The sequence below is a fragment of the Dyadobacter chenhuakuii genome, assembly GCF_023821985.2.
In the GTDB taxonomy this organism is placed as follows: domain Bacteria; phylum Bacteroidota; class Bacteroidia; order Cytophagales; family Spirosomataceae; genus Dyadobacter; species Dyadobacter chenhuakuii.
The window spans coordinates 1,539,399-1,565,252 of the sequence record NZ_CP098805.1; the positions used below are offsets into that span (position 1 = coordinate 1,539,399).

Consider the following 25,854-nt stretch of genomic DNA (forward strand, 5'->3'; position numbering starts at 1 on the left):
CTATCCTGTTCTGTCTTGCTTAAATATTTAATTACCGGGTTTTTTTAGAAAAATTCCAATAGCAGGAAACTTGGAAGCCTATTACTCAACGAAAAAATGAATGATTTTCTTACTAAATCAATAAGGAGAAGCCACTCGTCATCAGCGCTTTTCCCTATTGATTTAGTAAGACAAGTTATAAGTCACCTTAGTATCCTGGATTTTGCGTCAACTTAGCATTGATGAGGATCTGAGGTGCAGGGACCGGCAGCAGGTATTCATTTTCTGTGAAAACATAATCCGTGGAATTGAAAGGCACATTGCCCCTGTCGACGGTTGGCTTTGCCCTTTCGGCTGCTCCATGCGCATTCATGAATGCGGCCCATTCACCAGGTGTTTTTGTTCTTTTCAAATCGAACCAGCGGTGATTTTCAAATGCAAGCTCAACTCTCCTTTCTTTCAGCACCGCGGCCCGGAAGTCTGCCTTGCCGGTGGCTTTCGATGCAGCTAGTCCGGCACGCTTTCTGACCTGGTTCAGATAATCCGCTGCTTCGGCTGTGGGCCCGGTTTGTTCGTTAATGGATTCTGCAAGCATTAGTAACACATCCGAATAACGCAGAACCGGCCAGTTTGTGTTGGTCCGTTGCACAATGGTGTGGGGATAGTTGTATTTGCTCACATAGGGAACGGGATAAACTTTGCCATCCAGCGTAAAACTGGTTTTAAGCGAAAGGTCCTTGCGCAGATCACCCGCTTCATATGCCGCAATCATATCATTGGTAGGTGAATTCCGACCTCCGTTTGCACCTGCTGAAAAGCCTGTAACCGCGCCTTTGGAAACCCTGGGCGCGAACACATACTGAAAGTTGCTCTGCTCACCGAGGTCGTTGTCTCCCTGATACTGTATCTCAAATATCGACTCCGGGCCGTTTTTCTTGGCAGGCGCAGGATCAAAGTTATCGGCATAGTTAGCATTTAATGTATAACCAAGCTTAGTGACTTCTTTGAGCGTGCTTATGGCGTCCGGATATTTTTTAGTAGTCAGATATGCTTTGCCGAGGAGCGACAAAGCTGCGCCCTTGGTTGCCCGACCTTTGTCGCCGGATGAGGCATATTTCTCCGGCAGCAAGGCGACTGCCTCTTTCAGGTCTTTTTCTATCTGCGCCCACACATCTGCCTGTGGTGACCGTGTGAGTTCAAAAGTGGGCTCAGGAACCGCAAATGTGCTTGTTACAATCACCACATCACCGAAATACTGGACCAGATTGAAATACAGATAAGCTCTCAGGAATTTCAACTGGCCTTCAATTTCCTTTTTGGGTGTCTCCGGAATGTCCGCATCTGCGATGCGCTCCAATGTCAGGTTCGCATTGTATAAGGTAGCGTAGTAATTGTTCCAGATCGCCGCAATCTCACCATTGCCCGAATTGACGGTTGAAAACTCAAATGCTTCCCAACCGCCTGCGCCGCCGCGATCGGAAGGGTTGAGGTCAATGGTTGTGTTGTCCGTTTGAAATTCACCCGCCAGATAAGCGGTGTTGGTTATAGATTGCAACTGTGCGTAAACACCATTTAATGCTTGCTTAGCCTGCGCCTCATTTTTATAGAACAAGTCTACATTCACCTTCGTCGGGTCCGTCTGGTTAAGGAAATCTTCGCCACATGAAGCCAGAAGCAGCGGAAGTACGACCAAACCTATTGCTGTAATTTTTTTCATTTTCATGGGATTTAGAAGTTGACTTTCAGGCCTGCGGAGAATGTTCTGGGAACGGGATAAGACTCATCGTCATTGTTGAGCTCCGTTCCGCCCCTTACGCCCGCGTCAGGGTTGTTGCCGGGATATTTGGTTATCAACAACAAATTGGCCGCATTTACGAATATCCGTGCATCAGAAAGAATGCCGTTCAATTTTGGAAGTGTATAGCCGATCGTTACGTTTTTGATCCACATATGCGTTCCATCATACACATAGCGCTCGCTGCTCTCGCGTGACCATTTGAAATAGTCCGTTCCGCCCTGTGAGTTTTTAGCGCCCGGATTTGAGCCAGGGTTTTCAGGAGACCTCCATCTGTCTTTGGCTTTTTCCAAAACATTGAAAACACCATCCATATTCATGGTAGACGCCTCGATGTTTCTGTAAATGTCATACTTATAGGCGCCCGTCAATAAAACGCTCACATCAAAACGCTTGTAATCAGCACCCACGGTCCAGGCCCAGTTGAATTTTGGGTTTGGGTTACCAATTTCAGTCATGTCCTTTGTATCATACGACACAATGCCATCGGGTCCGCCGTCGGCTGCGCCATGCAGATCCGCAAAGATCATAGCGCCCGGCACCGCACCTTCCTGCAATGGTGCCGCATCGATTTCCGCCTGTGTATTGAAGATGCCCAGTTTACGATAACCAAAGATCATCCCGATCGGACGGCCCACCTGCTGAATGTTGTAACCGCCATATTGGCTTCCTTGCAGGATAAAATCATTTTGTCCGCGGATGGCCAGCACTTTGTTGCGGTTGAATGTAATGTTCGCGTTTGTCCTCAGATTGACCTGACCTACCTTAATGCGGTAATTAGCAGCCACTTCAATGCCCTGGTTTTCCACTTTACCCAGATTTTTCAGTGTTGACGTGAATCCGGAAACAGCTGGAATGCTGTATCCGAGAAGCATATCATCTGTGATCTTTTTATAATATTCAATAGTGAAAACCAGCTTGTTATCGAATGTTGCGAGATCCAAACCGATGTCCAGCTGGTTGGATGTTTCCCAGGTAAGCTCGGGGTTAGCGAAGCGCGTCACTGTTTTGCCGGAGGCCAAAGTGTTGCCGAGAATGTAGTTGTTCACGCCGAGGAATGACAAACTTTCATAATTCCCGTCATCACCTGCATTCTGACCGACACCAAAATTGTTGTTGGCGCTCACACGATACGTATTATTTCCCGTCATACCCCAGCTTGCGCGCAGTTTCAGGTCTGTTAGCCAGGGTGTTTTTGGGATAAATGATTCTTCCGAAATTCTCCATCCCACAGAAGCGGCCGGGAAATTGCCAAATTGATGTCCTTCGCTAAACCTGGAACTGCCTTCGCGCCGGAAAGTGGCGGAAAACAGATACTTGTCCCTGAATGCATAGTTTAAGCGCGCAATGTAGGCCAGCATTGTCCATTTGCGCTCCATAGAATTGGAAGAACGAATGGTGGCACTACCCAAAAACGGCGTCAGGTCGTCCGGGAATGTATTTCCAGATCCATATAAGCCCTTGACCACTTCCTGCTGAGCCGAATAACCCACTGTTGCTTCCAGGCTGTGATCTTTGCCAAGGGTTGGTGTGTAGGTCAAAACTTGGTCAGTAGCATAGTTCTTCAACTCTTCCGAGTCGTCCCGTTCGGTCGCGAGACGCGGAGGTGCGCCATTTGTTCCGGTCTGCACGGGCAAGCCGATTGTCGAAGGAATGTATTCCTTGTAGGTGTTGTAGTTGATCTTGGCATTCACAGAAGACCTGAATTTCAGTCCTTTGGCAATGTTGAGTTCTACGTAACCGCTTGCCAGCACATCTGCAATGTTCCTGTTCCGGTTGATGTTTTTGAGCATATACAGCGGGTTAGGAAAGCCGAAAATGTCACCAACGCCATTGTAATAAGGGATCAGATCACCCTTTTCATTATAGGCAGGATAGCGTGGATCGGCAATCAATGTTAAGCCAACCTGCGCATTACGGCCGTCGGTGCTGGACAAACTGGACCGGGAGTAACTTCCGGCAATGTTCATCCCAATGGTAATGAACTTGTTCACTTCACCGGCGAGGTTGGTGCGTAACGATGCGCGGTCATATCCTGTGTACTGCAAAGCACCATCTTCCTTGTAGTAACCGGCAGAAACAACAGACTTGATCGGACCTTTTCCGGACGATAATGTCAGGTTAATGTCTTTGTAAGGTGCATTGTTGTGCAAAATCAGGTCAAACCAGTTGGTCGAATATTTTGTATCTGCGGGATTTCTGAAATCAATGGGGATCTGCGATTCTTCGGGTTGTTTTTTATTAGCCAATACATATCGCCCTATGAAAACTTCCCGCTTAAACTGCGCAAAGTCTTGTCCGTTCAACACTTTGGTTTTGCGGCTTTCAGGAACATTCTGGATGCCATAATCTACTGATATGTTGAGATTTGTCTTTCCATCCTTGGCAGATTTAGTGGTGATCAAAACCACGCCATTGGAACCGCGTGCGCCGTAAATGGCGGTTGCAGCTGCATCTTTCAGGATGGATATGGTTTCAATGTCGTTGGGGTTCAGGTTCTGCCCGGCTGATATGCCGACGGGAAATCCGTCAATCACATACAACGGATCACTTCCTGCGCCTAACGAGCTGATCCCGCGCACTTTCACTTCAAATTGCTGCCCCGGCGTTCCGCTTTTCTGTTTAATAATAACACCCGGAGCTTGTCCTTGCAGCATACGCGTAACATTGGACTTAGGCACTTCGCCAATATCTTCCATACTGATCACTGACACCGCCGATGTAATGTCGCGCTTGCGCTGCGTACCATAACCAACCACGACCACTTCTTCCAATGCCTTGGTATCAACCAGCAATTCCACATCGACAGCAGATTGATTTCCCACTGTAACCTCTTTTGGTACGTACCCGACAAAAGAAAAGACCAAAACATTTTCCCCGGTTTCCGGAATGTTCAGACTATAACTCCCCTCCGAATCGGTTACGGTTCCGGTACTGGAACCTTTGAGAATGACACTTACTCCGGGCAGGCCCAGCCCTTTGTCATCGGCCACTTTCCCTTTAATGGAGCGGTCTGCTATCATAGCAAAGTGGCCATTTAAGTGGTTCGAGGCCGTTCCTGCTTCTGAGCTGCTGGTTAGGGCCGCACCAACCAGCATTTGGCTTAGTGCGATTTTCCCAAATAGCCGTAGACAAACGCCCAGTCTTGATTGTCGAATTTCATTCATACGCTAAGGTGTTTAAGGATTGAAAAGATGAGACGACTTATGAAATCTTGATTGGAGGGTCGGTTGATCTGCTGCTGAACATGATCCTTTTATATAATAAATGCAATAAATGATTCGAATTGTATTAATCGCAATAGTATGCGTAATTCGATTTCATACTGTCCTGCACTGTCCGGTAATGCATTAAAATTGGACGTGAGAAATATTTTATTTGAAATTCCCATTATCAAATTTTTTGGCTGTCTGTTATATCATTTGCTTGGCAATCATTAATTTTATGCGAACGTAGGGGACTTAACAGTTGGGTTGATGACAAGATATTTACGAAGGATTTTGTGGTTTCTACCACTGTTAGTTTTCCTTTCATTGCAAGTATATGCCGATCATATCGTCGGAGGCGAGCTTTTGATGCGTCCGCTTGCAAATGCTGGCAATTTTGAAATTACGTTGATCCAGTTCTGGGACAAGAATAATCTGGTCGAACCATCCCCCGACGGAAACGGAAACCGGGACGCAGCAGCGGATGTTTACATCTATCGGAAGCGTGACAACAATTTTATGCAGCAGGTCCGCGTGCGCTACCTGTCTTCTGAAACCATTCAATATCAAAACAAAGCATGCGCAAGTGCCCGGTCGTTGAGTACGGTGATTGGCACATATAAAGGAACAGCAGCATTGCCCGAGCAGGACTACAATGATCCGGAAGGTTATTACATTGTGTGGGAAAGATGTTGCCGTAACAAGGACGTCAATAACATTAAGTATCCCGGGGAAATGGGAATGGTGTTTTATCTTGAATTTCCACCTGTTAGTACCCGAAATACTTCTCCGACGTTTTCAGCTCCTAATGGTCAATATATATGTAGTAACCGCGACTTTTCAATGAGCATGTCAGCGTCCGACCCCGATGGTGACGAACTTCGATACGCATTGGTAACGCCTTACCGGGGTTACACAACGCCTAATATGATTAATGGCAATAGCGCGCCAAAATCAGACTACCCGCTTGTAGATTGGGAAAATGGCATTTCTTTATCCAATATTATTCCTGGCCCGCGTCCGCTGGCTATCGACAAGACGGGGAAACTTACAGTGACCGCAAACCGGCTGGGCTTGTATGTGTTTGCAGTGGAGGTTGAAGAGTACAGAAATGGCAAGAAAATCGGTGTGATCCGGAGAGACTTTCAGCTGCTTGTGATCGATTGCAATGATGATCAGCCGGAGCAGCCGGTGATTATGCTGAATACCGCGCCTGTTACTGAGGTTTCCTTTTGCCCTGAACGGCCCGTTACCTTACAAACGGAAAGTTCAGCCGACTGGTCGTATCAATGGCAGCGCAACGGGTCGAATATTCCAGGTGCTACGGAAGCGGCCATCGCCGTGAGTGACACGGGTGTTTATTCGGTGATAAAAAGCTACACTCAGAAATGTTCGCGGGATACATCGTCACTAATGGTCAATGTTACCCTTGCTCCACCTATTGAGGCAACTATTTCGGCGGATAAAAATATCATTTGTGAGGGTGAGGTAGCAAAATTGGTTGCGAACGGAGGAAGTGTAAAGAATGGACTGGCACTTTCATGGAGCAGAAACAACGCGGTCCTGAATGAGAAGCAGAGCAAACTGGAAACGAAAGATTCCGGATCTTACTCTCTTTTGATTTCAGATGAAGCAACCGGATGCACCGGCTCGGATACGATATTGGTAGCAAAAGAATCTGTTTCCGTAACGCTCCCTGCAAGAAAGGGCGTAGTGGAAGGGTCCAAAGTGACATTGCAGCCCAAGGTTGAACCTTCCGAACCGACCACATACAAATATCTGTGGTCACCGCCGGATGGCCTGGTTTCAGCAAATGACGAACGTGATGCTGTGGTTGGCCCGCTTGTTGATACCCGTTATACTATTGTTGTAGAATCTGAAAACGGATGTAAGGCAGAAGCATCTACGGAAGTTTATGTGATAGCTAAAATGCACATCCCTACCTCGTTTACACCAAACGACGATGGGCATAATGATCGTTTTGAGATATTTAATGCCAAAGATCAGATCCTTGAAATGCGAATTTATAATCGATGGGGCCAGGTAATTTATGCCTCTCAGGGATATCAGGATCCATGGAACGGAAAATACAAAGACAACACGCCAGTCCCGGCAGGAAGCTATCCGTATATGATAAAAACCGCCGAAACGAGCCTCACCGGGACTATTCTCCTCCTTAAATAAAATCTGCAACATTGGTGGCAGAAAAGCTAACATTGTTAGATACTTCTATTTTACTTCCTCAAACGTCCCATCTGAGTAAAATATTAGAATTTTTTCAATCCGGCGGGTGTCGGAAAAGTTGTTTGTTGAGACCGGTAATGTTCTATTAAAATTCTTATTGCCTGCACCTGGTTTTAGAGGAAGGTTTACATCCCGTGCAGCCGGACTTTTGTCTGTTGTAGGGGTTTCTAAATGGCTAGATTGACCGTCCGATAAAAATTCAGAAGAGCTGTTGGGAAGCTCTTCACCATCTAATATCCAATTCGTTCCCAGTTCAGGGAAGCGCTTGACAATCTTCTGTACGATATCCAGGCTTGGTTTGTTACGTCCTGCAAGAATGTGGGACATGCTGGATCGCTGGATGCCGATCTCATCAGCAAATATGGACGGCGACATATTTTTGTCAGCCAAAATTTGTTTGATTTTATCATTTAAATCCACGTAATGCTCAGTTTACAATGTTACATGCAAGTTATTAAATGCAATTTATATTTACAAGTATTCAGTTTATTAATGTAACATAAAGTTATTAGGGCTATTTATTAATGTAAACAATAGCCAATTCACATTAATAAATAGCTTCATTCATAGCCTCTTATGAGCATTCAAACATTTGGGGCGCAAAAAAAGAGCGTTATCCTGGATAACGCTCTTTTTCAACATAAGTTTATCAACTTAAACTGTCACATTGTTTTCACGCAATGCATCATTTAAAGATGTTTTAAGATCAGTGCTGGCTTTGCGTTTCCCGATGATCAATGCACAGGGAACATGATAGGTTCCGGAGGCAAATTCCTTTGGAAGCGTGCCGGGGATAACCACTGAGTCTGCCGGAACAAAACCTTTGTATTCTACGGGCTCAGAGCCTGTTACATCTATGATCTTCGAGCTCCCGGTGATTGTTACGCCTGCTCCCAAAACCGCCCTTTTACCAATGTGCGCGCCTTCCACTACAATGCAGCGTGAACCAATGAACGCACCGTCTTCTATAATAACAGGTGCAGCTTGTACAGGTTCCAGCACGCCGCCAATTCCTACGCCACCACTCAGGTGAACATTCTTGCCGATCTGCGCGCAGCTGCCGACAGTTGCCCAGGTGTCGACCATTGTGCCTTCGTCAATGTATGCGCCAATGTTAACGTACGACGGCATCAGTACAACACCTTTTGATATGTATGCACCGTAGCGCGCAACGGCTGGTGGTACAACCCGAACGCCTAGCTTGTCATATCCTGTCTTCAATTTCATTTTATCATGATATTCGAAGATGCCAACCTCGCTAACAGACATCTGCTGAATAGGAAAATATAGAATGATGGCTTTTTTCAGCGCTTCATTTACCTTCCATGATCCGTCTTCCTGCGGTTCGGCCACCCGCAGTCTGCCTTTATCGACTTCTTCAATAACTTCTTTGATGTAATTCACGGCAGCAGGATCCTTTAATAATTCCCGGTCTGACCAATAAGACTCAATCTTTTCTGCAACAAACATGTTCAAGTAATGGATTAGTTAAATTGTTTTAAAGTACTGTATTATAATTAGTTATGAGATGTTGTAAAATTAAACCCTTAAAAACCCTGTTATCGCCAAATCTTTAAAATAGACAATATTTCACTTCAAAATCTGCTAGGGAGCCGTATCGACGTAGTGAAGCCAGCTACCCTACCCTCCCAGACAAATATAAAGACATAAATCAAAGGAGTAAATAAACTCAACAAAATATATACTAACATATTTAGTAAAAATCGAATATTACTAAAAAGATTAGTGTTCTCGCGATTTTACTAATATTATTAGCGGTCGAAGAATTGATCTTTGACCGACTTTTTTATGCAAATCCTTTAAATAAGGGCACATTTTTGTTAATTTCGCGTCAGTAATAAACAATCACTAGAAAGACATGTCTAAAGTAAAAGTTGCTATCAATGGATTTGGCCGGATCGGCCGTCTGGTTTACCGTCAGATTTATAATATGGAAGGCATCGATATAGTTGCTATCAATGACCTTACCAGCCCAAAAGTACTGGCCCACCTGCTTAAATATGACACTGCCCATGGCCGTTTTGATGCTGATGTAAAATCTACTGACAATTCAGTTGTTGTCAATGGAGAAAATATCGCAATATATGCACAACGTGACCCTGCTCAAATTCCCTGGGCATCACACGAAGTAGACGTTGTTCTGGAATGTACAGGTTTCTTTACAAGCCAGGAGTCTGCAAGTGCGCACATTAAAGCTGGCGCGAAAAAAGTGGTTATCTCCGCTCCTGCTACCGGCGACTTGAAAACAATCGTTTTCAATGTTAACCATGACATTCTGGACGGTTCTGAAACTATCATTAGCGGTGCTTCTTGTACAACCAACTGCCTTGCGCCAATGGCACAGGTGTTGGAAGAGAAATTCGGCATCGTGAACGGTTTGATGACCACGATTCACGCATATACAAATGATCAGAACACACAAGATGCACCGCATCCAAAAGGTGATTTGAGAAGAGCTCGTGCAGCTGCACAGAATATCGTTCCTAACAGCACCGGTGCTGCCAAAGCGATCGGACTTGTTCTTCCTGCATTGAAAGGAAAACTGGACGGTTCTGCACAACGTGTACCAACATTGACCGGTTCATTGACTGAATTAACTGTTATTCTTGGAAAAGAAACATCGGTTGAAGAGATCAATGCTGCTATGAAAGACGCATCCAACGAAAGCTTCGGTTACACGGAAGACGAAATCGTTAGCAGCGACATCATCGGTATTAACTACGGATCGCTTTTCGACGCTACACAGACAAGAGTTCAGAAAGTTGGTGATACACAGATCGTTAGAACTGTGGCTTGGTACGACAATGAAATGTCTTACGTATCTCAATTGGTAAGAACAGTTTACTACTTCGCCAGCCTGATCGGCAAGTAATAAACTGATAAGTATAAATGAAAACGGCCTTTTTATCAATCGATAAAAAGGCCGTTTTGTTTAAGAGACAACTGCTTTAATGTATTTGATCGTATATCCTTTCGATACAAATATGCTTTCATAATGTGTCTTGACCCCATAATGCTCGTCGTGCAGATGCGACTCGTAAAGATCAGCCGTATGTTCGATGATCGTAAAGCTTTCCGATTCGCTCAGCTTTTCAAGACTGTATTCGTATAGGAAGGTGCTGTCAGTTTTCAGGTAAAACATGCCTCCCGGCTTTAAGTATCTGGCATAGCGCGCGAGGAATTGAGGGTTAGTCAGCCTTTTATTCTCGTCCCGGTCCCTAACCTGCGGATCCGGATGAATAAGCCAGATCTCACTGAGCTCATCGTCTTCAAAAAATTCATCTGCATACTGGATGCCTGCCCGCAAAAAGGCAACATTATTAAGTTTGTTCTCAGTCGCGATCAGACTGCCCCTTGCGATGCGGTCTCCTTTGATATCCATCCCGATGAAGTTCTTTTCCGGGAACTGCTTGCCTAACCCAATGGTGTATTCACCCTTCCCACAGGCAAGCTCAACGACAACCGGATGATCATTTTCAAAGTATAAACTATTCCAATGGCCTTTGATTTGGGTGTATAAGGGTTTTCCTGCTTCAATAACATTCGCGGCGTCGGCGCTAAACTTGTAGTGTTCTAACTTTCTTCTGGTCATTCTATTCAATAATCTATTACAAATCTTCAATGTCGGCCACTACAAAAGTGCTTCCGCCCACGTAAATAGTGTCCTGTGGATCGGACTCGCCGATTGCAGCATCCAATGCATCATTTACATTCAAAAAGGCCTTTCCTTCTAAGCCAAACGACGCGGCCAGCTGTGTCAGCTCCCTGGCATCCAGTGCGCGCAAATTGGAGGGCTGACAAAAGTAAAATATCCCATCTGACGGAAATAATTGTAGCATGGAAGTGATGTCTTTATCGCCGACAAAGCCAACAACAAATCGCTGTGCGCCGGTCGCGACGCTTTTAAATTGCTCCAACGCGGACGCTAATCCTGCGGTGTTGTGGCCGGTATCGCAATAAACATCCGGCTTTTCACGGAGTTTTTGCCAACGTCCTTTTAAGCCCGTGATTTTGGTGACAGCCGAGAGAGCCTCCCTTACTTGCGAGTCAGAAAGCGTCCAACCCTTTCTTCTTAACGTCTCAATTGCTGCTACAACGCCCGCAATGTTCTTTAACTGATAAGCACCGGTAAGGTCTAAACGCAACCCTTCAAAGATGCTCGTAAGCGTTTCTTTTTCAACTACATCTACTTCCAACAAGCCATCCCTAAGGCCTTTTTTCTGCATGTTATACTGGTCGGACGCATAGATAATCGGTGCATCCGCATTCAGAGCTGCATTCGAAAGCACACCACTGATAGAATCGGACTGCTTTTCACTGACTATGACTGGGATGTTCGGTTTGATTATGCCAGCCTTTTCAGCGGCTATTTCTTCCAGCGTCTCGCCTAAATACTGCGTGTGATCCAGGCTGATGTTGGTGATTATGGACAGTTCTGGTGTTATAATGTTTGTCGAATCCAGCCTTCCGCCCATTCCAACCTCGATTACCGCAACATCCACCTCCATTTTAGAAAAATACGAAAATGCCATGGCAACAGTCGCTTCGAAGAATGAAGGCGATAATCTTTCAATGTTAGATTTATTTTCGCTGATAAAGTCGATAATGAACTCTTCTGTTACAAACTGCCCATTAACCCGGATTCTCTCCCGAAAATCCTTTAAATGGGGTGATGTGTAAAGTCCAACCTTATAACCGGCTTGTTGCAACACAGCAGCAAGCATATGAGATGTGCTCCCTTTGCCGTTTGTCCCGCCAATATGGATGGTTGGGTAATGATTCTGGGGATCTCCGAGAAAGTTACAAAGCTCCCGGGTAGTATGAAGGCCCGGCTTGAAAGCACGGGCCCCGATGTTCTGAAAAACCGGCAGGCGGCTATACAGATAATCCAATGTTTCCTGGTAATTCATTCTGAAGACTATTGGGAACGGATTTTAAATGTGATCGTTCCTACCGATTCGTCTGGCACGTTTGATGACTTTGGGATAAAGGTCAAATCGCGCACTGCGCTTTTGTATTTATTAACAACTGAATAATCGGTAACTGTTGTGTTTTGCGTGATAATGCTCTTCACACGGCCATTCTTATCTACGGTAATTTTGAATGTAATATCGCCCGTAGCATCCGAATTATCGTCCACAACCGGTCTTCTCGACCAGCTCCAACCGGATAAGCTCAACCCTACTGCCGTTCCGCCACCGCCGCCTTCACCTTTGTATGTCTTGGCAAATAAGCTTCCTGTTTTAGAACCCTTGTCACCAACGCCGTCTGCATCATCGCCATTGTTATTACCACCCACGCCGCTTTTTGTGCCGTTTGTGCCATTGCTTCCCGACTTGCTTCCGGATGATTTTGTAAACAATGCATCCTTATTAACTGCCTTTTCAGGAGTCGGCTTGGCAGCCGGGGCTGATGAAGCTTCGGAACCGGTCGATTTCTTGCTCTCATTCTTCTCAGGCGCTTCCACCGGGCTCTCAGCCTTGGACGTAATTACAGGCTTCTCAGCAACCGTTTTTGTGGGTTTCACCGGCTCAATCTTCGGAGGAGTTGGCGGTGTTGGTTTAGGTGTCGCAACAGACTTAACTTTTTTCACCTCATCTGCATCTGCCCGCATATTTTCAGCGACCTTGCTGTCATTAGGCTTGTTAAACGTCTGCACGTCGCCGCGGCCCACCTTGTCAGTTCCGTAGTTCACTTCCACAAAAAGCTCCATAGGAGCCACTTTGGGTATTGAGCTGTTCAGCCTGATGAAGAAAAATATGCCAAGCATTGCGATGGTGATCCCGATGGACATAGCCCAGGACACTGCAATTCTCTGACGATCTTCGGCTTGTAATACAATCATTGTATTTGCTATTATTTTACTGTTTCAACAACGTAAATTTAAAAAAAATCGTGTGTTACGAAAAAAGGAAGCACTTTAATGCTTCCTTCTCTATGCTTATTTAGATTATTTTTTCTTGTAAACCCAGCCCGCTTCTCCGATCACTCCTTTTAGCTTGTTAGAGGCGCGGTAAGCATCGGTCTCGGTGCCGTAGCCGTTCGTTGCCACCTTCACCTTCTTACCAAACCGGTCGGGAGGCAAAATGCTGGCGTCCTCAAATCCTTTTTCCTTTAACTGGGCCAGGAGCACTTTTGCTTGCTTGATCCCTTTAAATGTTCCTGCAATCACATAGAACTTAGAAGACGATGCTGGCTCGATGGTTGCAGCCGGCTCTGGCTTAACCGCCAGGATTGCCATTTTTGCTTTAACTGAATCATCCTTTAAAGGTTTCGCAGTTTCAACCGGCAAATTGGTTACAGCAACAGAATCAGTGATTAATACCGGTTGTGTGGTTGGTTTAACAGTTTCCGGTTCAACAACCGTCGTTTCCGATTTTTCCTCATTCGTTGCTTCTGCTTTGGCAAACAACTCGGTGAATGGGTTCAATGTGCTTTGAATGTCTCCGTTTCTTGAATTGACCAAAAACACACTTAAACCGCAGATCAATGTGGCTATGGCTGCCGCAGCGGCCCATCTTACCCACTTAAATGTGCCTGTTCTATCCTCTTCTGATTCAATGACTTCAACCTGTTCCTCAGCAATGTAATTGTCTGCAACCGCGATCGGAACTATCTTTTTATCAACCTGCTTGGCCCTGATCTTCTCAAAACCATACCATTCATCCTTGAAATATTTCTCAGTGTTCGGCTCGAAAACCAGCTTACCCTCGATATTCTTGCTGAAATCCCCAATCCCCATGATCTGCGCCCGGCCGTGTTGTTCGAGGTTATGGCGAAGTTCATCCGTATAACCTTTTACATATTCAACCGCTTCCAGATGCGACAAGCTTTCATGACGCGAAATGTAATTGGCTAAAAGTCCATCGTCCAGTTTAAGAAACTCATTGAATGCCAGCTTCTTAGCAGGAGGAGAAAAAGTCTGCGACATCGAATCATAAGCAGCCGGGATCTGGTGCGAAAGCAATGCTCCGAATCCTGGAATGATTACAAATTCATATTCACCTACAAGTTTTCGGATGACTGTTTCGACTGCTATCATGAATGTTTTTTCAGTTAACTCAGCGAAGTTAAAAAGAAAACGATAATCCTCCAATAAAGTTTAGTCCTTGCTGCGGGTAATACTGGTAACGCTGATACTGCTTACCTAACACATTGTTGAGGGCCACAAATGCAGAGAAGTTCCTGGTTAACAGATAATCAATCTTGAAATTCAGGTCCGCAATCACAGGCAGTTTGGTCACTTCGCCGCTCTGGAAATTTTTTGCTTTTATTCCTCTCAGCATATAAAAATCCGCTGTTACGAACAATTTTTTACTGATTGCAAGCGCATTAAACCAGTTTAACGTAAGATCAGGACGGTGCCAGGGCTCTTCAAGGTCTGCAACTGAGTAATCAAAGAAGTTTACTTTAACAGACGTTTTGAACAGATCATTAAAGTTGTAACCCGCCTGACCGGAAATGCTCAGCACTTTTGTCTTGCCCGGATCATAAATGATCGAGAACTGCGATGTGTCGGCCAGGGAATTGTTGAAATAATAAAAATTTCTGTATTGCGTGTAAGCAACTTTACCTTCATAATTGAAACCGGCAAGTCCCTCACCTTTTACGCCCGCACTGATTTCAGAGTCCTTATCAGTGTTAAGTATTTGAACATTGGGACCCAGCCACATGTTCTCGCCCAGCATACTTTTCAGCGTATTCCTCACCATATCTCCATTCCAGCCAGCGAATACGTGCAGCCCGTCAAAAGGTGCAACGTCAATATTCAGAACCGGGAATGCTTTCGTTCGGTTGATCTCTAATTCGCTGTCTGTTTCATTGGCTACATTAATCCCCGCGGTTACCGAGAACAGGTCAGATGTGTATTTGAATGTAGGTTTTACCCGGAACAGATTTCTGTTATAAGTGAAGCGGTCAACACGCTGCGTTATAAATGCGTCCGCTTCCAGTAACGCATGAAACGATTCGGATAACGGCACGGAAGCCATTAACTTGGTTCCCCAATCCAATTCCGAAGCTTCATAACGGTCTCGCAATGTATGCAGGCTCGTTTTTACTGAATAATCAACAAGTACAGAAGCATCTGTATTTTCAAAACCCAATGCTACACCGAACCTGTTAATTGTCTGGCGGATGCTGTCCCTGTTCACCTGAACAGTTTCGGGCTGTGGCTGATAACCGTAGAAATAGTAGTTCTTACGATCATAGTCCAGCGCTGCCTCAACCTTGTATTTGCTGCGAATGTATTTACCGCCTATCCTGAAATTGGTTGACGCATTAGCCGAGTTCTTATTATCAACCGGACCATTGGCGGCGGATAAATGTTTCAACTGCGTGGTAAAAACCAGATCTTCGGAAGGACGGCCGCCTACGAATGCTTCACCCAGAAAACGGCCGTAGTTACCAGCACCAAGCTTAACATAATTATTCAGCACATCCGGTTCGTCCTTGCGTTTTTGTTCGTCCGATGATGCTGCTACGCTCGGCGTCAGCTTCGGCGACGATAGGTCGATTTGCGGATCAATGATCTGGTAGTCAACTTTTTTCTTGCCCGTTTCACCTTTTATCGGATCAACTTTATCATAAACCCGGTTTGCAGGTGCGAATTCAATGCTTTTTTCTTTTACAATCTCGTAGGTCTGGCTCTCAATCTCGCCCCGTTGCGCCATAGCGAACTGGGAAGAAAAGCCAAGTGTCAATAGAAATAAGGAAGAACGTATCGCGGTGGATTTCGTCATGAGTCTTAATATTTTCTGTTAGTCCCGCAGGAATGAATCTTTTTATTTACTGATCTGAGCCAATTTTTCCTTAGCAAGCTCAACTGCTTCTTTATCGTCGGAATTATCGATAATGGAGGTTAATGTGGCCTTAGCCTGTCCCATTTCGTTCAATCCTACGTACACCTCAGCAAGCAGTATAAACGACCTTACACGCCAGTAATCATATCCCTCGAAATTCTTGCCCATCTCAATGATCGCCGTCTCAGCCTCTTTGAATTTCTTATTTTTGAAAAGAATCGTTGCTGCCCAGTAACTGGCCTCAGCGCCGTATTCATCTTTTGACGTTGCAGCGATCTTCTTAAACTCTTCGGCTGCCTTTGTCAGATCCCCGCGGTCGTAGGGCACTTTACCCGCATAAAGCTGGGCTTTTCCAACTGCACCCGGGATCAGGTTGCCACTATTGATGACTTCTTTGGCATAATACAATGTGGAGTCGTAGCTTTTCAATGTATAATAAGTGTCCATCAAGCCAACCCAGGCCTGCGCCTGTTCTTTCTTGCTTTCCGAATTGCGGAGCAGCACCCGGAAGTTTGAAACCGCATTGTTGTAATTGCCCCGGGCGATTTCCAGTTCTGCGGAGCGTTGTGCAGCTGCGGCAACAAATGTTGATTTGTTTTGCTGAACCACTTTACTGAAATATTGCAATGCCTCGTTCACCTTGCCACTCTTGTCGTAAGAAGAAGCAATGAAATAGTTTGCGTCATACTGATGCTTGCTCGCCGGGTAACTCTGAATGAAGCCCTGCAATGCATTAATCGCGTTCTCATATTTCTCTGCGTAATAAAGGTTACGCACATTATCGAACTCCACTTCTTCGAGCTTCTCGTTACCCGGATTGTTTTTCCTTACAACGCCAAGCACCTGCGTAAACTCTTCCGGACGTCCAACAGCTGTATAGGCTTCCTGAATCCCTTCCAAAGCGCTGTTTGCGGATGGAGAGTCAGCATATTCAGTCAAGATCTTACGGAAATCGACGATCGCTTGTTCGTACACCTGCAAGTTATAGTATGACTGCGCGCGGCGAAGCAATGCTGCGGGGATCGCGTTGCTCTTCGGTTTCTCGTTGATCATTCTCGTGAAACCTTTCACAGCAGCAGAATAGCTCTGTTTTTGGAAATCAATGTCGGCCAGCTGGAAATAGGCATCATCCAGATATCTCGACTGCGGATATTGGCTGATCAGCAGATTAAACTGTCTGCGCGCTTCCTGCTCCCGGTTCATGTATACATAAGCACGGGCCTTCTGGAACAGAGCGTAATCCTTATCCACTTTACCTTTGGACGAAACCTGCTCGTAGGTCTTGATCGCTTCATTGTAATTCTTGGCAGCCAGGTAGCAGTCCGCCAGTCGGGAAAAGCCATCTTCGATCATCGCCGGCTCAATGCCTTCAATGTTGTTCGTAAACTCCTTGAAGTATGTTAAAGCCTGAGCGTATTTTTTCTGGTTATAGTAAATGTATCCCAGAGCATACAAGCTCTTTCTTGCATAAATGCCTGCCTTCGGATTTTTTGAGATCTGCGAGTACAGGTTGGCAGCTTCATCCACTTTGTTCAAACCATATGTCGACTCCGCCTTGTAATATGTTGCAGAAATGAAAAGTTGCTCATCAATAGGAAACTTGATGGACTTATCAAACATTACAATAGCATTATCAAACTTCTGCGCATTGAAATCGAGGACTCCCTGGTTATAAGTAAGCCTCTGATAGGTGCCATTTATTTTAGCATTCCGCTTGGAAAGGCCCTCAATGTACTTTATTGCCCCAACCGAGTTGCTTGCGCTGGCATATCCTTCTGCTACTAATTCGGTTGCTTCCTCGGTATGTTTGCTTTCAGGATATCTTGCCATGAAGTCGTTAAACTCCTTTACGGCCTCATTGTTGTTCCCCGACTCCAACTGAACCTTTGCATGGTTGTAAGCGGCTTCTTCTTTAACGACAGGGTTAAAGTCAAGCTTAGCGGCATTGTCAAATGCTGTTAAAGCATAAGTTAATTTAGAAGTCTTTAAGTAGCTGATTCCCAGTATATATGAGGCGTACTGCGAAACAGAATCTTTGCCCGGTCCGATGGGTTTCAAGTTTGTTATTGCACCTTCATAGTTACCGCTTCTGAACAGCGCATGACCATAATGTAATGCCACTGTCGGAGGCACAACGCCTGGTTTCATTCGCTTGTAACGCTCGTAAGAAGTTACAGCAGCAGCATAGTCGCCTTTCTCGTAGTATACTTCTGCTACATACAAAGCAACGTCATCCAGTTTAGTATTGCCTCTCTGCGATTTCAAGATCTTCTCGCCGTAAGTCAGCAGCTCATCGTTACGCTTCAATTGATATAATGATGAGATAATCCAGTTGGGCGCTTCATTCTTATAGTAAGGATGATCCTCGATCCGCTGAAAATCCTGATAAGCTTCTTCAAATTTGTTCTTCTGGTAATTGATCACACCGGCATAAAACGAAGCATCGCCCGCATTTGCGAAAGAAGTCTCCGTTTTAACCTGGTTAAACAATGGCAGCGCTGCATCCAGTTGCTGCGTGTTGTAATAAGACATAGCCAGCTGATAAGTGCTTTCCAGCTTACTCGCGCCGCTTCCTCCTACGTTAACAGCTTTATCCAGATAAGTAATTGCCTTTTCATATTGCCCGGACTCGTAGTAATAACGGCCCAGATCACCGTAGATCTGCTGTGCTTTGGGATGTTCTGAATGGTTCTTTACGAAACGGTCCACTTGCACTTCCGCTTCGGGATAGTTCAGATATAAGCCGGTAACTGCCACATAATATTCCGCCGTAACTTTATTATAGTCCGTGGTGCTCAGCAACTTATCATCTGTACCTAAAAACTCGTTGAATTCCTGCCTGGCTGCCACGTAGTTGGACTTTTCATAATATTCCAGGCCATTTCGAAAATGGGCTTCCGGTTCGGTTACGCTTAACGTATTCTGAGCAAAAACCGAAGATGCGCCAACATATAAAAGCATTCCGAAAGTGGAGGCGCCGTGTTTAAAAACCATAGAGACTGAGTTGGTGAATTTTTGATTTGAATTAATGTCATTAACCATATCTTTTTAAAGAGTATTTTGGTGCGCTCTTACCTCTTAAAATTGTTTGCTATCTAACGAAAAGTGTACTAAAACCGTATACGTTGATAGTAAAGGCATTATTTATAACCTCAGAAGATCACTTCGTTACGCCGTAAAGACTCTGAAAAATCATCATGCATTGCATCAAAACGGGAGGTAATTGCAGCAATAAATGATTCGTCCATGCAGCGTTCTATTTCTGCAGGACTTTCGATTTCATAGTCATCGATTTTGTAAGTTTGCTCATACATGCCGGATTCAATTTTGACAATGTATTTATTGTTCCATTGATAAAGGCCGATCTTAAAATTGTCGTTGGGTATATCCTTAATATATCTCATTTTATAAATTGTTGCAACTCTATGGTTATCAGTATCAAACTAAATAAAATACTAATCTTATTAGTGCTAATTCTTTCCGCTTGTTCTGGTCAGGATAAGAAAGATGCCGCTGACTTCTTTCTGAAAGGAAACAAAGCCCTTAGTCAAAAGAACTATGCCGAAGCATTACGCCTATATGACGAAGCAATTGCCAAAAATGCAGATTTTTCGGACGCATACCTCAATAAAGGGATAACTTTATTGAAAATGGGCAGGCCGGAAGATGCCAATGAGATTTTGACAGAAGCGATTAAAATCGACCCTACACTCACACAGGCAAATCTCGTCAGGGCAGAATCAGGGCTTGATTTGGGGCGTTTGCGCGAAGCAAAGCAGGACTTGCAGCAAATTGAAAAAGATTATAAGGATTCATCGCGGTTTTTCCTCGTGCGTGGAAATCTGCTGGGTGCGGAAGGCAATGCATCCCTTGCAGTTGCCGACTACGATCGCTCGATCCAATTACAGAAGCTGAATGTTGAAGCGTATGTCAACCGGGGAGCTATATACTACGGCCTTAAAAACTGGAAAGCAGCCAAGGAAGATTTTGAAAATGCCCTGGCTTTGAATCCGGTTCAACCCGAAGCGCTCAACAATCTGGGATTAATTGCGACAAAAGAAAGGAACTGGAAAATGGCCCTCTCCTATTTTGATAAGGTTCTGGCAGCAACGCCAAACGATCCTTATTCGCTCAACAACAAAGGCTATGTTCTGTTGCAGACAGGTTCGCCTGAGCAAGCGAAAGAACTCATCGAAAAATCGCTCGAAAGGCTCCCCAAAAATGGATACGCTTTTCGTAATCTCGGCATCTATTATCAGCAGTCAGGCGCGCACGAAAAGGCGATTGAAGCATTCACAAAAGCCATCGATATTGCGGAGCCGGTCGATATGCTTTACGGACTTGCGGGCCAGGCTTACTTCCAGCAAAAGAACCTTACGGAAGCTTGCAGGATCTGGAAGCAAGGCGTCGTGTTGAAGGACTCTATTTCAATGGCTGAATCTGCGAATAACTGTCGTTAATCTTACTTGTAAAATACTTCTCACCTATTATTCCTTACCCAACTTCTTCAATGCCTTCCAAACCCTTTCATTCTCGTAAGGATCAGTAAAAATTTCCAACAAGCTGATGCCTTTGTCCGCTAAGAACGCATTGATAGCAGTCTCTAACGTTTCAGTTTCATTACAACTAAAATAGGCAATGCCAGAATCTTCGCAAGTGCGCCGAGCCGAAAATGCATGTCTGGTTTCGAAGTAAGTTTCAATCTCGGGCAAGCCGGAAGGCCCGTCGATCATCCGGAATATATTTCCACCGGCATTATTGATCACCACGATTTTAAGATTTTGCGGAAGCGAGTTGATGAGGAAACCGTTGCGATCGTACATGAACGCAACGTCTCCCACAATTAATAATGTGTCCTGCCCGTTGACCAGCGCGGCACCGATAGCAGTGCTCACACAACCATCAATTCCGCTCGTTCCCCGATTGCAAAACACGCCATTGATACTACTGCCGAGGTCGAGCAAATTGACGTAACGGATAGACATGCTGTTCGCAACATGTAACTGAAACTTATTATTGATATATCTAAAAAGTTTATCTAACGATGTTAGATCAGATATCACAGATAGATTTTTCAAATATTTATCTCTTGTACTAGCTGCTAATGCATCCTTAGATGCAAAACGCCTAAGGTAGGCTGAGTCCGTTTCAGGGTCCGAATTATGCACAAACAGCTGGTAATCAAGCTTTTCGAACAGATTTTTAAAAAAATATTGAGGAGAAACGGGAATCGTTCTTGTCAAAGATTGCGTTGGATCGGCCAGAAATGCGTCTTCGCCGATGTGCCAATGCAGCTTAGGCGGGTTTTTCCTGATAAATTGTTTGAAATCCTTTGAAATGAATGACAAACCGAACGTAATAAGCAGGTCCGGCGCCAGTTGTTCGATATCACTTCCTCCCAGAAATAGATCGTGGTTGCGGATAATCTTCGCTCCTGAAATGTTTGCGATATGATCGGCCAGGACCGGGATGTCCCACTCTTCCGTGATCTTATTCAGCACATCGATTAATTCCTGATCGGGCATTTGCTGACCGGCAGCAATCAGTATTTTCGGGCAGTCTTCAAACTCATCCAGCAATGCATTCCATTCCTCCTGGGCAAGGATTTTCTCCGCCGATTGGCGCTGGATAATCCTCAAATCCGGAGACGGAATCATTTCATCACCCGGCGCAGGATAGAATGGCTCTCTGATCGGAACATTGATGTGCACCGGACCGGCCGGAACCGTTGCTGCCAGCGTTACTGCTTCGTTCGACATCCTGTTAATGGCCCATTGCACATCTGCGTGCGCATAATCAGCCGAGAATTCGAAGGAACGCTTGATGTGCTTGCCAAATATTTCGCTTTGATAGATCGTCTGCCCATCGTATTGATGCAACCATTCCTTAGGCCGGTCGGCGGAAACAACAACCAGCGGAATTTGCTGGAAAAACGCCTCAGAGACAGCCGGCGCAAAGTTGTACACTGCACTGCCGGATGTGCATATTAACACCACTGGGACGCCTGTTTGCTGCGCTATTCCCAGCCCTATGAAGCCCGCCGAGCGCTCATCCATGCACACGTGTAATGTGAAGCGCCCAAAGCGCGTAAATGCGAGCGTAAGCGCAGCGCTGCGTGAGCCGGGAGAGACCATGACGTGCCGGACTCCCTGTGCATAGCAAATGGCGGCGAGATCCACCAAAGGTTGTAAAATGGCCATATCTGTAAATAAAAATAGCCTCGTTAAGAGGCTATTTAATTAATACTGTATCAAATCACTGGTTAATTGCAACATGATCTGCTGAGATTAACCCAGGTATGTTTTCAATGCTTTGCTTCTCGATACGTGGCGCAATCTTCTGATCGCCTTTTCTTTGATCTGACGAACGCGTTCACGGGTAAGGTTGAACTTCTCACCGATCTCTTCCAGCGTCATGGCGTGCTCGCCATTCAAACCGAAATACAATGCAATAACGTCCGCCTCACGCTGTGTCAATGTGCAAAGTGCACGCTGAACTTCCTTACGCAATGATTCATTCACCAAACCGGAATCAGGCTTGTCTTCCAGATCATTCTCCAACACATCCAGAAGGCTGTTTTCTTCACCTTGAACGAACGGAGCATCCATCGATACGTGACGACCAGAGATCTTCATCGTATCAACAACCTCGGAAGAAGAAATTTCAAGCACTTCTGCCAATTCCTCAGGAGAAGGCTCACGCTCGAAACGCTGCTCTAGTTCTGAAAAAGTCTTTGATATTTTATTTAAAGAACCTACACGGTTAAGGGGTAAACGTACAATCCTGGACTGCTCAGCAAGCGCTTGCAGAATAGATTGGCGAATCCACCAAACTGCATAAGAAATGAATTTAAAACCTCTTGTTTCGTCAAAACGCTGAGCAGCTTTAATCAAACCTAAGTTACCTTCATTAATCAAGTCGCCCAATGACAAGCCCTGATTTTGATATTGCTTGGCAACAGACACTACAAAGCGAAGATTCGCCTTGGTAAGTCTTTCCAATGCAAGCTGATCACCATCCCTAATTTTCTGAGCTAACGTCACTTCCTCGTCCGGCGTCAACAAATCCACCTTCCCGATTTCTTGCAAATACTTGTCTAACGACTGACTCTCACGGTTGGTAATTTGCTTACTGATCTTTAGCTGTCTCATCTATCTTTTATTATTTTTATATATAACGACATTAAATATTGCCCCTGTTTCCAAAAACACTATTTTAATCATTTTTGTTCTCTGGCTTCGGCAGCAATACTTTCCGTGACAGACGATACTTACCAGTTTTCTTATCGATTTCTACCAATTTAACCTGAACTTCCTCTCCTACCTCAAGAACACCGTCCATTTTTTCAAGACGTTCCCATTTGATTTCGGATATGTGAAGCAAGCCGTCTTTTCCTGGCAAGAATTCAACAAACGCACCAAACGGCATGATTGATTTCACTTTACCAGAATAAATCTCTCCGATTTCCGGCACCAGGATAATTCCTTTGATACGGGCAACCGCCTTATCCATCGAAGTCTTATCGGCAGAGAATATACTTACAAATCCTGCTCCATCTTTTTCCTCGATAGAAACCGTAGCGCCGGATTCTTTCTGGATATCCTGAACAACCTTACCGCCAGGCCCGATTACGGCACCAATCATTTCACGGTCGATCTTGATCACGACAGCACGTGGTGTATGTGGTTTCAGATCGGCACGGCTTTCCGTCATCGTCTTGTTCATTTCACCCAGAATGTGCAATCTGCCTGCTTTTGCCTGCATCAGCGCCTCTGTTAAAACTTCATACGAAAGTCCGTTTACTTTCATATCCATCTGGCAAGCCGTAATTCCTTTTTCAGTTCCGGTTACCTTGAAGTCCATATCGCCCAGGTGATCTTCGTCACCTAAAATGTCCGAAAGAACCGCATATTTGCCTGTTTTCTCGTCTGAAATAAGACCCATAGCAATTCCGGAAACCGGTGCTTTAATCTTCAAACCTGAATCCATCAACGCAAGAGAACCAGCGCAAACCGTCGCCATCGAAGACGAACCATTTGATTCAAGAATATCGGATACGATACGGATTGTGTATGGATTGTCCTCAGCAACGGGCAATACTTTTTTCAATGCACGCAAAGCCAGGTTACCATGACCTACCTCACGACGGCCAGGACCACGGTTTGGTTTCACTTCACCGGTTGAAAATCCAGGGAAGTTGTAATGCAGCATGAACTTGCTGTAACCGTATTTCATCGGCGTATCAACAATCTGCTCATCATTTTTCGTACCCAATGTTACCGTTGTCAATGACTGCGTTTCTCCTCTTGTAAACAAGGCAGAACCGTGAGCATTTGGCAAGAAGTCGATTTCAGAAGCGATAGGACGAACTTCATCCAATTTACGGCCGTCAAGACGGATCCTTTCATCCAAAACCAGGCGGCGTGATGCTTCCCACACCAGGTCATTGAAATAACGTTTTGCCAGGGATTTGTCAAAACCTTCTTCATCCTCAGGAACCGAAGCAATGAACTCTTCCCAAACTGCTTTGAAACCTTCTTTTCTAACAGTTTTGTTTGTAGAGCCCAGCTGGGTTACCTTATATATTTTATCGTATGCAAATGTTCTCAAACGAGCTTCAAGCGCTTCGTCTGCTGCATCGCCTACATATTCTCTCTTTTCTGTTTTGCCAACTGCCGCTTCGAACTCTTTCAAAGCAAGACATTGCTGCTTGATAACCTCGTGAGCTACTTTCAATGCTTCCACAACCTCTTCCTCCGACACTTCGCTCATTTCACCTTCCACCATCGCGATGTCATTGTAGGTTGCGCCTACCATCAGCTCCAATGTTGCACGTTCCAGTTCCACTGAACCCGGGTTAACAACATACTGGCCATCAATTTTCGCAACGCGAACTTCTGAAACCGGTCCGCCGAAAGGAATATCGGAGGCGGCAAGTGCAGCAGAAGCTGCCAAAGCTGCCAATGCATCAGGCAATGCAGTTGCATCAGCCGACATCAGCATAAGGTTAACCTGAACTTCTGCGTGGTAATCATCCGGGAACAACGGACGCAAAACGCGGTCCACCAGGCGGCTTGTCAAAACCTCGGGATCAGACAACTTGCCTTCACGACGCTGGAAGCTTCCGGGAATACGTCCCGCAGATGCGAATTTTTCTTGATAGTCAACTGATAATGGCAAGAAGTCAAGACCTTCTTTAATATCTTTATTAGCTACAACTGTCGCCAGCAACATGGTGTTGCCCAAACGAACTACAACCGAACCGTCGGCCTGCTTTGCTAATTTCCCTGTTTCAATGGTGATTTCCCTTCCGTCTGGCAAGGGTATAGTCTTGGTAACTATATTAAAGAGCATAAAATATTGTTTTTTGTAGCTGCGAAACGCCATCCTGACGTTCCAAATTTGTTAATTCCGCAAAAAATCAGGGAACTTTCATGTAGATGAAGTTCCCTGATTCTAAATTACTTACGTATGTTCAGTTCGGCAATAATCGCACGGTAGCGGTTAATGTCCTTTTTGTACAGATAATCCAACAATCTACGGCGCTTACCTACCATTTTAAGTAGACCAAGTCTTGTATCGTTATCTTTTTTGTGCGTTTTTAAGTGCTCGTTCAAATAATTGATACGATACGTAAATAAAGCAATTTGTGATTCAGCAGATCCAGTGTCTCCGCCTTCTTTCTTGAAACCTTTTGATTCGAAGATCTCGGTCTTCTTTTCCGCGGTTAAATACATAATTGTAACAACAGATTAATTATTTTTGGACTTTTCACAGCACCCTGCTGTAAATAAGGACGCAAAATTAC

Annotated in this window: 18 protein-coding genes; 3 read left to right on the forward strand and 15 right to left on the reverse strand. The window is 45.0% G+C overall.

Going from position 1 to position 25,854, the window contains the following annotated elements; genetic code table 11:
- Nucleotides 1-187: 187 nt before the first annotated feature.
- Entirely contained in the window at nucleotides 188-1,696 is a 1,509-nt protein-coding gene (locus NFI80_RS06500; protein WP_235158677.1) for a RagB/SusD family nutrient uptake outer membrane protein, read from the reverse strand.
- Between the two features lie 11 nt (nucleotides 1,697-1,707).
- Nucleotides 1,708-4,941, reverse strand: a complete 3,234-nt coding sequence (locus NFI80_RS06505; RefSeq protein ID WP_310587971.1) for a SusC/RagA family TonB-linked outer membrane protein — start codon at nucleotides 4,939-4,941, stop codon at nucleotides 1,708-1,710.
- A gap of 309 nt (nucleotides 4,942-5,250) precedes the next feature.
- Here NFI80_RS06505 and NFI80_RS06510 point away from each other — a divergent pair, with 309 nt between their 5' ends.
- Entirely contained in the window at nucleotides 5,251-7,164 is a 1,914-nt protein-coding gene (locus NFI80_RS06510) for a T9SS type B sorting domain-containing protein (protein ID WP_235163744.1), read from the forward strand.
- Between the two features lie 45 nt (nucleotides 7,165-7,209).
- Here NFI80_RS06510 and NFI80_RS06515 read toward each other — a convergent pair whose 3' ends face one another.
- The gene (locus NFI80_RS06515) at nucleotides 7,210-7,644 is read right to left on the reverse strand and encodes a helix-turn-helix transcriptional regulator (protein ID WP_235163743.1); all 435 of its coding nucleotides are present in this window, start codon (nucleotides 7,642-7,644) and stop codon (nucleotides 7,210-7,212) included.
- Nucleotides 7,645-7,878: 234 nt separating this feature from the next.
- Complete coding sequence (locus tag NFI80_RS06520; protein ID WP_235163742.1) at nucleotides 7,879-8,694, reverse strand: 2,3,4,5-tetrahydropyridine-2,6-dicarboxylate N-succinyltransferase; 816 nt, start codon at nucleotides 8,692-8,694, stop codon at nucleotides 7,879-7,881.
- 409 nt (nucleotides 8,695-9,103) lie between these two features.
- On the opposite strand from NFI80_RS06520, the gene gap reads away from it, so the two are divergent.
- On the forward strand, nucleotides 9,104-10,117 hold the full coding sequence (gene gap, locus NFI80_RS06525) for a type I glyceraldehyde-3-phosphate dehydrogenase (protein WP_233798382.1): 1,014 nt from the start codon (nucleotides 9,104-9,106) through the stop codon (nucleotides 10,115-10,117).
- A 60-nt stretch (nucleotides 10,118-10,177) separates the two neighbouring features.
- Here gap and trmB read toward each other — a convergent pair whose 3' ends face one another.
- The 7 genes from trmB to NFI80_RS06560 form a co-directional block, all read right to left on the reverse strand.
- Entirely contained in the window at nucleotides 10,178-10,837 is a 660-nt protein-coding gene (gene trmB, locus NFI80_RS06530; RefSeq protein ID WP_235163741.1) for a tRNA (guanosine(46)-N7)-methyltransferase TrmB, read from the reverse strand.
- A gap of 16 nt (nucleotides 10,838-10,853) precedes the next feature.
- Complete coding sequence (locus tag NFI80_RS06535; protein WP_235163740.1) at nucleotides 10,854-12,155, reverse strand: bifunctional folylpolyglutamate synthase/dihydrofolate synthase; 1,302 nt, start codon at nucleotides 12,153-12,155, stop codon at nucleotides 10,854-10,856.
- Nucleotides 12,156-12,163: 8 nt separating this feature from the next.
- Nucleotides 12,164-13,090, reverse strand: a complete 927-nt coding sequence (locus NFI80_RS06540; protein ID WP_026628769.1) for a hypothetical protein — start codon at nucleotides 13,088-13,090, stop codon at nucleotides 12,164-12,166.
- Nucleotides 13,091-13,195: 105 nt separating this feature from the next.
- Nucleotides 13,196-14,287, reverse strand: a complete 1,092-nt coding sequence (locus tag NFI80_RS06545; RefSeq protein WP_235163739.1) for an HU domain-containing protein — start codon at nucleotides 14,285-14,287, stop codon at nucleotides 13,196-13,198.
- Nucleotides 14,288-14,315: 28 nt separating this feature from the next.
- Nucleotides 14,316-15,986 carry a TonB-dependent receptor gene (locus NFI80_RS06550; RefSeq protein WP_235163738.1) on the reverse strand — a complete coding sequence of 557 codons (1,671 nt, stop codon included), beginning with the start codon at nucleotides 15,984-15,986 and terminating at the stop codon, nucleotides 14,316-14,318.
- A 42-nt stretch (nucleotides 15,987-16,028) separates the two neighbouring features.
- The gene (locus NFI80_RS06555; RefSeq protein ID WP_235163737.1) at nucleotides 16,029-19,040 is read right to left on the reverse strand and encodes a tetratricopeptide repeat protein; all 3,012 of its coding nucleotides are present in this window, start codon (nucleotides 19,038-19,040) and stop codon (nucleotides 16,029-16,031) included.
- A 158-nt stretch (nucleotides 19,041-19,198) separates the two neighbouring features.
- Complete coding sequence (locus NFI80_RS06560) at nucleotides 19,199-19,450, reverse strand: hypothetical protein (protein WP_235163736.1); 252 nt, start codon at nucleotides 19,448-19,450, stop codon at nucleotides 19,199-19,201.
- Nucleotides 19,451-19,513: 63 nt separating this feature from the next.
- Between NFI80_RS06560 and NFI80_RS06565 the strand changes: the two genes are divergently transcribed.
- The gene (locus tag NFI80_RS06565) at nucleotides 19,514-20,506 is read left to right on the forward strand and encodes a tetratricopeptide repeat protein (protein WP_235163735.1); all 993 of its coding nucleotides are present in this window, start codon (nucleotides 19,514-19,516) and stop codon (nucleotides 20,504-20,506) included.
- A gap of 27 nt (nucleotides 20,507-20,533) precedes the next feature.
- On the opposite strand, the gene menD is transcribed toward NFI80_RS06565, so the two are convergent.
- From menD to rpsO, 4 genes are all read right to left on the reverse strand, one after another.
- Nucleotides 20,534-22,246 (reverse strand): 2-succinyl-5-enolpyruvyl-6-hydroxy-3-cyclohexene-1-carboxylic-acid synthase, encoded by a 1,713-nt coding sequence (gene menD / locus NFI80_RS06570; protein WP_235163734.1) that lies wholly within the window; start codon nucleotides 22,244-22,246, stop codon nucleotides 20,534-20,536.
- A gap of 87 nt (nucleotides 22,247-22,333) precedes the next feature.
- Nucleotides 22,334-23,197 carry a sigma-70 family RNA polymerase sigma factor gene (locus tag NFI80_RS06575; protein WP_015810559.1) on the reverse strand — a complete coding sequence of 288 codons (864 nt, stop codon included), beginning with the start codon at nucleotides 23,195-23,197 and terminating at the stop codon, nucleotides 22,334-22,336.
- 64 nt (nucleotides 23,198-23,261) lie between these two features.
- Complete coding sequence (gene pnp, locus NFI80_RS06580; RefSeq protein ID WP_233798391.1) at nucleotides 23,262-25,400, reverse strand: polyribonucleotide nucleotidyltransferase; 2,139 nt, start codon at nucleotides 25,398-25,400, stop codon at nucleotides 23,262-23,264.
- 107 nt (nucleotides 25,401-25,507) lie between these two features.
- Nucleotides 25,508-25,783, reverse strand: a complete 276-nt coding sequence (rpsO, locus tag NFI80_RS06585) for a 30S ribosomal protein S15 (protein WP_026628777.1) — start codon at nucleotides 25,781-25,783, stop codon at nucleotides 25,508-25,510.
- Between the last annotated feature and the right edge of the window lie 71 nt (nucleotides 25,784-25,854).